Source organism: Tritonibacter horizontis, assembly GCF_001518015.1.
Classification (GTDB): Bacteria; Pseudomonadota; Alphaproteobacteria; order Rhodobacterales; family Rhodobacteraceae; genus Epibacterium; species Epibacterium horizontis.
The window spans coordinates 1-7,695 of the sequence record NZ_LPUY01000026.1; the positions used below are offsets into that span (position 1 = coordinate 1).

Here is a 7,695-nt window from a genome sequence, read left to right on the forward strand (position 1 = left end):
GACCGGGCTTGATGCCGCCAGCGGCGGGGGCGGGAGCGGAACGGCCGGCGATGAGATCGCGCCGGGTTGGTCCACGGCGCCGCTGGATGCATCGGTGCTGTCGCTGCTGGATGCGCGGATCGGGCTGGATGTTTCCGGGGTGAAGACCGCGACCCTGACCCTTGGTCCCAGCAGCTTGTCGCTGGTGATTGAACGGGCGCGGGCGGTGCTGTCGTTTTTGCCGGTCGAGGCCTTTGGCGGGCAGCTGCGCGGGGAGTTGATTGCCAACAATCGTAATGGCTTGTCGGTCGCAGGTAACGTGAGCTTCGCTGAGGTGAAACTGCAGGAGGCCCTGGGCCAGCTTGCGGGTTATGACAAGCTGACCGGCGAGGCCTTGGGGCGGCTGGAGTTCCTCGGCGTCGGCGGTACCATGGACCAGATCATGCGGTCGCTGGATGGCAAAGGCGAGGTGGCCATCGGCAAGGGGTTTTTCACCGGCTTTGATCTGCAGGCGATCATGAACCCCGACGGCGGCAATGGTGGCACGACGGTATTTGATGGTCTGAAGGCCAGTTTCTCGATGGTCGATGGCATGCTGACGAACGAGGATTTTCTGGCCACGCTGCAGGCCTTCAAGGCCGAGGGCGGCGGCCGGGTCGGGCTTGGGGCGCGGGACCTGGACTACACCTTCACGCCCACCGCCTTTGCCAGTGAGAGCCTGGCCGGGCTGTCTGTTCCGGTGCGGATCACCGGCGCCTGGAATGACCCCAAAATACGCCCGGATCTGAGCAAGCTGGTGAAACCGGAGCTGGAGGCGGCCGAGGAAAAAGCCAAGCAGGCGGTCCGGGACAAGCTGAGCGAGGAGCTGGGGGTGCCGGTGGAGACGGAAGAGGATGTCAACGAGGCCCTGAAGCGGCGGGTCGAAGAAGAGGCGCGCAAGCAGTTGTTGAAGTTTCTCAACAACGACTAGCGCGTGTGAGGGCAAGGGCAGGCCGGGGCGCTGCCCCGGACCCCGAGGTATTTTCAAAAAGGCGAAGCCATGAAAAAGCCGCGCGTCCCGGAGGGGGGAGGCGCGGCTGTCTGTGGCGTTTGGTTGATCAGATGGTCTGATCGTAGTCGCCGACGCCGGGTTCTGTGCGGATGACCGCGTCGATATCGGCAAAGATGGCACGCATTTCCGCCTCGCTTTGCGCGCTTTCGCAGACCACCACCAGATTGGGGGTGTTGGACGAGGCGCGCACCAGCCCCCAGGAGCCATTGTCGAGGATCACCCGGGCGCCGTTTACGGTCACCACTTCCTTGATCGGTCGGCCAGCGATGGGTTCGCCAGCGTCGTATTTGGCGACCAGTTTGTCGACGAGACGGGCGAGGATGTCGTATTTTTCGGTATGTGATGCATAGGGGGACATGGTCGGGGTCGACCAGGTCTTGGGCAGGGCCTTGCGCAGGTCGGACATCTTCATGTCGGGGTTGCGGTCCAGCATCTTGCAGACCTCGACCGCGACGCGCATGCCGCAGTCATAGCCGCGCCCGATGGGTTCGGCGAGGAAGTAGTGACCGGATTTCTCAAACCCCGCCAGCGCGCCGATTTCCTTGACCCGGCGTTTCATATGGCTGTGGCCGGTCTTCCAATAGTCGGCCTTGACGCCGTTTTTTATCAGCTCCGGGTCCGAGGCATAGAGGCCGGTGGATTTCACATCTGCAACAAATGTGGCATTCGGGTAGATCTTGGACAGGTCGCGGGCCATGATCACGCCGACCTTGTCGGCAAAGATTTCCTCGCCCTCGTCATCCACCACGCCGCAGCGGTCGCCGTCGCCGTCAAAGCCAAGCGCCAGATCGGCGCCGGAGGCCTTGACGCTGTCGGACATGTCGTGAAGCATTTCAAGGGCTTCCGGGTTGGGGTTGTAGTGCGGGAAGGTGTAGTCCAGCGCCGTGTGGCTGGGCACGACCTCGACCCCGATCCGTTCGAAAATCTCGGGCGCGAAGGCGGAAGCGGTGCCGTTGCCGGTGGCGCAAACGACCTTGAGCGGGCGCGACATTTTGAAGTCGCCGACCAGATCCTCGATATAGGCCTCTTTCACTCCTTCAACAAATTCGTAAGATCCACCCGGGCGGGCGACCCCTTCGCCGTTGAGGACGATATCGCGCAGCTCGCCCATCTCGTCAGGGCCATGGGTCAGGGGGCGGTCAAAGCCCATCTTGACGCCGGTCCAGCCGTTGGGGTTGTGCGAGGCGGTGACCATGGCCACGGCCGGCACATCCAGGTGGAACTGCGAGAAATAGGCCATTGGCGACAGGGCGGGGCCGATGTCGAGCACCTTGATCCCGGCCTGCATCAGCCCGAGCATCAGCGCATTCTTGATCGACAGGGAGTAGTCGCGGTAGTCGTTGCCGACCGCGATCACCGGGTCGATGCCGCGTTTGATCATCTGGGTGCCGAGGCCGAGGCCAAGCGCGGTCATGCCGGGCAGGTTGATTTCCTCGGGGTACTTCCAGCGCGCGTCATATTCGCGAAAGCCTGTCGGCTTGATCATAGCGTCGCGCAGAAAGCTCCAGGTGTTCGGTGTGACGTCTGGCAGGGGTTTGGTCATGAGAAATACGTGTCCTTCGGGAATCAAATTCGGATCGGGTTCGCTTTGGCAAGCGCATCAAATCGCATCAATGTATCAATCAATTGCGGCATCTGATCGAGGTAGATCATATTCGGCCCATCAGAGGGGGCGGTATCCGGATCTTCGTGAGTTTCGATGAAAACCGCCGCGATGCCTAAAGAGACGGCAGCGCGGGCCATCACTGGCGCGAATTCGCGCTGTCCCCCGGTGGAGCCGCCCTGGCCGCCCGGTTGCTGCACCGAATGGGTGGCGTCCATCACCACGGGATAGCCGGTCTGGGCCATGCGGGGCAGGCCGCGCATATCGGTGACAAGGGTGTTGTAGCCAAAGGAGGTGCCGCGTTCGGTCAGCAGGATCTTGTCATTGCCGGTGCTGGCGACCTTGGAGACGACATTGTCCATGTCCCAGGGGGCCAGGAACTGGCCTTTCTTGATGTTGACAGCCTTGCCGGTGTTGCCGGCGGCCAGCAGCATGTCGGTCTGGCGACACAGGAAGGCCGGGATTTGCAGGATGTCGACCACATCGCCCGCGATGCGGCATTGCTCTTCGGTGTGCACATCGGTGAGCACCGGCACGCCGAAGGCCGTGCGCAGATCGGCGAGAACCTGCAGCCCCTTGTCGATGCCGAGGCCACGTTTGCCCGACAGCGAGGTGCGGTTGGCCTTGTCATAGGAGGCCTTGAAGACGAATTGCGCGCCCGCGGCGTCACAGGCGTCTTTCATCTGGCCGGCAATCATCTGCGCGTGATCGGCGCTTTCCAGCTGGCAGGGGCCGGCAATGATCGTCAGCGGACAGTCATTGCCGATGGTGAGACCGTGGATATCTATTTTTTTCATGAAGCTACGAAGAGACCTGTTCCCGGAGAATGGATGCCGTCAAGGCACACAACAGGTAGATACCGGAAAAAATCAGGAATGCCAAAATCGTATTTTCAAACCGGCGCGGATAGGAGGGGGTGTCGGCGGGAACCGGCTCCACCGCGGTGGTGAGATAGCGCACCTGACGGTTGGCCTCCATGCGGGTCTGTTCGACCTGTTGCAGCGCCGATTGCAGCATCATGTCGCGGGTGGCGAGGTCGGCCTGGGCCATCTGGATCTGCACGCTGAGCGAGGCGAGCGAGTTTTCGCCCTGGGACGCATCGGTCATCCGCTCGTTCAGTTCCCGGATCAGGAATTCCAGCCGTTTGACATCGGCGGCGGTGCCTTCGACCTTGGCCTGGTTGGGGCGGGCGTTGTCCTGCAAGGCGGCCAGCTCCAGCCGTTTTTGCTGCAGCTGCAGCTCAAAGGTGTTGATCTGCGACCGCAACGAGGCAATCACGCCCTCCGGGTCGAGTACGGCGCCCTGTTGTTGCAGCTTCACCAGCTGGGACTGGGCTTCGCGGCGTTGTTGTTCGGCCAGCCGCAGCGCGCCTTCGGCATCGCCCACCTGGTCGGCCCGTTTTTGTTCGGAAAGGTGGTTCACCTTTTCCTGGGCATAGGAAATCAGGAATTGCGAAAACTGTGCCGCGACGGCGGGTTCTGCGGCGGAAACCTCCATCCGCACCACACCTTCGGTCGGATCGTAGCCGATTTTCACGTTGCGCTTGTAGATCGAATAGGCGTCGTCGTTGCTGGCATCGGGGTCAAGCCGTTGGATCGGGTCGATCCAGTCCTGGGTGAAATGGGCGCGAAAGCCGGCTTCGTCGTCGAGGCGGCGCATCGCCTCCTTGGACTGCAGATAGGCCTGGACGGCAATCGAATCCTGGCTGGTGGCAAACTGGGTGCCACTGAGCAGACCGCCAAAGCCGGAGGCGCCGGTGCTGTCGGCCTTGAGCACCAGAAATTCGGACTGCGACGAATACATCGGCGTCGCAACAGCATAGTAGTAGTAGCCGGCGATAATGGAGGGCACCAGCACGAAGGCCCCGAGCCGCGCCCCCAGCAGCGCCATCTTGCGGCGGCGTCGGCGGGCGATGTCGAGCTGGATCGACCGGATTTCGCGGTTGCGCCGTTCTGCCGGGCTCATGGGATCGGCAGAGGCCGGGCTTGGTCTGCCAGCCGGAGCGGGAACGGGCGAGGTCTGGGGCAAGGGCTGGCGCGCGGCGACCTGGGAGCGGTCGGCAGAGGGGGTGGTGGCCACGTCTGTCTTGGAGCCCTGCGGCACCACCAGTTCCAGCATATTGGCGCGTTTGAACGGGTCTATGCCGCGCAGCCGCAGCAGCCGGACGGCGTCAAAATCCGAGGTCGCGGGCAGATCGTTGGTCTGCGCGACCCGCCGGGCCAGACGCAACTGGCGTCCGGTCAGGCCTTCGCGTTTGATCGCCTCGATATCTGTCGCGGCGGCGTGTTCCGTGGCCGAGGACACCTGGCCGGATCGCGCAGGAGCGGCAGCGGCGGGGGGCCGCGGTCCGCGCGGCCGCCGAGGAGGGCGACGGCGACATCTGCGCCGCCTGCATCGGGGCGGCCTGCATGGGGGGCGCCTGATACTGGGCCGCCGCAGAAGCGGGGCCGGCGGCACCGGGCGGCGGCACGGCGCGCGCGGTCGCGGCCTCGCTGCCGGCTGTCGGACTGCGCCGGATGCGGAATTTCTTAGCCTTGGGTTTCGTAGTCATAGAGCTGCTTCGCTTCTTCCAAGGTTTCAAACATATGGAGCTGCCCGTTCATCAGGACCGCGGCGGAATTGGCGAACTTTTCCAACGTGCGCGGCTGGTGAGACACGATCACGATCGTGGTGGTCGCCAGACGTTCCTGCAGGATGGTGCCCGCCTTGCGGTTGAATTCCACATCGGTGGAACTGGGCATGCCCTCGTCGATCAGATATATATCGAAATCAAGCGCCAACATCAGCGCAAAGGAAAACCGCGACTTCATGCCCGACGAATAGGTGCCGAGCGGTTGGTCGAAATACTCACCAAGTCCACAGAGCCAGCGACAGTAGGATTCCACATAATCCGGGTCGAGACCATAGAGCCGCGCAATATAGCGGCTGTTTTCCATCGCCGAAAGCCGACCGACGACCCCGCCCATGAAACCGAGGGGAAAGGAGATCTTGCAGCCGCGGTGGATCGTTCCCTCGTCAGGTTGCTCCAACCCCGCCATCATGTTGATCAGCGTCGTCTTGCCGGTGCCATTGGGGGCCAGAATGCCAAGCGAGGTGCCCAGGTGGACCTGAAAGGACACCTTGTCCAGGATCACCTTGCGCTGTGTCCCGGTCCAATATGATTTGCTGACATTTACGAATTCCAACATCGCCTGTTCGGTCTACTGTCTCTTGCCTCTGCAAGGAGCGATGGGCGCCTGTCGCACCGCATTTCCCCTTTATGCCTGTGTCACCGCCCCCACCGGGGACGTGCCTCCATGTTTACGCTGACGCCACGGGCACTGCCCGGGGACCCAAAACCTTTGGAAGGGGTCGTTTGCGGAACGACCGCCTGAACTGCCAGCGATGTGACGGCTACCATAGGATCGTTAACGACTTACGCGTTGATTTGGGCGCAAATATGTCGAATTTGAGCAAAGCTGTGCAGATATGGTACCGGGGGCCGGGAGCGCCGGATCGGTATGCGGCGCGATCAGCATAGAATAGTAGGTTTGGCGCAGTTCAACAATGGTCGAGATCACCGCATTAAAACAACAGATTACCGATTGCCGCCTCTGCGCCGAACGGTTTGCGCAGACCCGGACGGCGCATGGTCCGCGCCCGGTTGTCTGGTTCGAACAGGGCGCGCGGCTGCTTGTGGCGGGGCAGGCGCCGGGCTTGCGGGTGCATGAAAGTGGTAAACCGTTTACTGACCCGTCGGGGGATCGGCTGCGCGACTGGCTGGGGCTGAGCGCGGCAGAGTTCTATGATACCCGACGCGTTGCCATTGTGCCGATGGCGTTTTGCTTTCCCGGCTATGACGCCAGAAAGGCGGATCTGCCGCCGCCCCGGATCTGTGGGGCCACCTGGCATGGGCAGGTGATGGCGGCCTTGCCGGATGTCCGGTTGCGGGTGCTGGTCGGCGGGCACGCGCAGCGGTATCATCTTGGCACCCGCGACGGCGTCACACAGGTGGTGCGCAACTGGCGCAGCCTGGCGCCAAAGGTCTTTGCCTTGCCACATCCGTCCTGGCGCAATACGGCTTGGCTGAAACGCAACCCCTGGTTCGAGACAGAGCTGTTGCCGGTGCTGCGGGCCCGGGTGAAGGAGATACTGACATGACCGATGAGACCGCGCCAGAGGTGGGACAGACCGGGCTGACCGTGCAGCAGGGGGCCGGTCAGGCGCCGACCGCCCTGGACCTGGCCCATGCGGCGATGGAGGCCGCGCCCGGCGATGATGCCGCGCGTCTGCGGTTCTTTGAACGCCTCGCAGACAGCGAGCTGTTCATCCTGCTGGACAAGGACCCCGAAGGAGACAGCATCAGCCCGGAGGTGTTTGACACCGGCGAGGGCCGCTTTGTGCTGGTCTTTGACCGCGAGGAACGGCTGGCCCAGTTCGCCAATCGCATCGTGCCCTATGCGGCGCTGTCGGGGCGGGTGGTGGCGCAGATGCTGGCGGGGCAGGGGATCGGCGTCGGGGTCAATCTGGAGGTGGCGCCATCGTCGATCCTGATCCCGGACACGGCGATGGGCTGGCTGGCCGAAACGCTGGCCCATGCGCCCGGCGAGGTCGAGGCGGCGATCACCGAGGTGTATCCGCCCAGAGGCCTGCCGGAGGCGCTGCTGACGGCGCTGGATGCAAAGCTGGCGACGGCCGGCGGGCTGGCCCAGATGGCCTATCTGGCGGCGGTGAGCTATGAAACGGGGGGGCGCGGCCATTTGCTGGCGTTTGTGGGCGCCCGGGAGGGGGCGGAAGCCGCCCTGGCCAAGGCGGTCGGCGAGGCGCTGACCTTTTCCGGGGTTGAAGCCGGGGCGCTGGACGTCGGGTTCTTTGCCGCCAGCGACAGCATGGCGGCGCGTCTGGCCCGGGTCGGGCTGCGCTTTGACCTGCCGAAAGCGCAAACACAGCCAAACCACGCGCCCGTGATGCCCGGATCTGATCCGGACCGTCCTCCCCGGTTGAAATAGCGGACGTCTTTGGAGGGAGGGCTCCCGCCCGTCACCGGATCATTGCCATGATCCACGCCGGTTGGGCGTAGCGC

General features: G+C 63.5%; 5 protein-coding genes and 2 pseudogenes. 3 read left to right on the top strand and 4 right to left on the bottom strand.

The window, feature by feature from the left end; genetic code table 11:
• Positions 1-949: pseudogene (locus TRIHO_RS04880) on the top strand (AsmA family protein); the annotation flags it as partial.
• A gap of 127 nt (positions 950-1,076) precedes the next feature.
• Here TRIHO_RS04880 and TRIHO_RS04885 read toward each other — a convergent pair.
• The 4 genes and pseudogenes from TRIHO_RS04885 to TRIHO_RS04900 all read right to left on the bottom strand — a co-directional run bounded on the left by TRIHO_RS04885 (position 1,077) and on the right by TRIHO_RS04900 (position 5,821).
• Positions 1,077-2,573 (bottom strand): phosphomannomutase/phosphoglucomutase, encoded by a 1,497-nt coding sequence (locus tag TRIHO_RS04885; RefSeq protein ID WP_068240876.1) that lies wholly within the window; start codon positions 2,571-2,573, stop codon positions 1,077-1,079.
• A gap of 23 nt (positions 2,574-2,596) precedes the next feature.
• Entirely contained in the window at positions 2,597-3,430 is an 834-nt protein-coding gene (gene kdsA / locus TRIHO_RS04890) for a 3-deoxy-8-phosphooctulonate synthase (RefSeq protein WP_068240878.1), read from the bottom strand.
• Between the two features lie 4 nt (positions 3,431-3,434).
• Positions 3,435-5,184 (bottom strand): annotated as a pseudogene (locus tag TRIHO_RS04895) (capsule biosynthesis protein).
• Positions 5,162-5,821 (bottom strand): ABC transporter ATP-binding protein, encoded by a 660-nt coding sequence (locus tag TRIHO_RS04900; protein ID WP_068240880.1) that lies wholly within the window; start codon positions 5,819-5,821, stop codon positions 5,162-5,164. Before TRIHO_RS04900 ends, TRIHO_RS04895 begins: the two are co-directional and overlap by 23 nt.
• 358 nt (positions 5,822-6,179) lie before the next feature.
• Here TRIHO_RS04900 and TRIHO_RS04905 point away from each other — a divergent pair, with 358 nt between their 5' ends.
• Positions 6,180-6,773 carry a uracil-DNA glycosylase family protein gene (locus TRIHO_RS04905; protein WP_068240881.1) on the top strand — a complete coding sequence of 198 codons (594 nt, stop codon included), beginning with the start codon at positions 6,180-6,182 and terminating at the stop codon, positions 6,771-6,773.
• Positions 6,774-6,868: 95 nt separating this feature from the next.
• Positions 6,869-7,621, top strand: a complete 753-nt coding sequence (locus TRIHO_RS04910; RefSeq protein WP_068240883.1) for an SseB family protein — start codon at positions 6,869-6,871, stop codon at positions 7,619-7,621.
• The last annotated feature ends 74 nt before the right edge of the window (positions 7,622-7,695 follow it).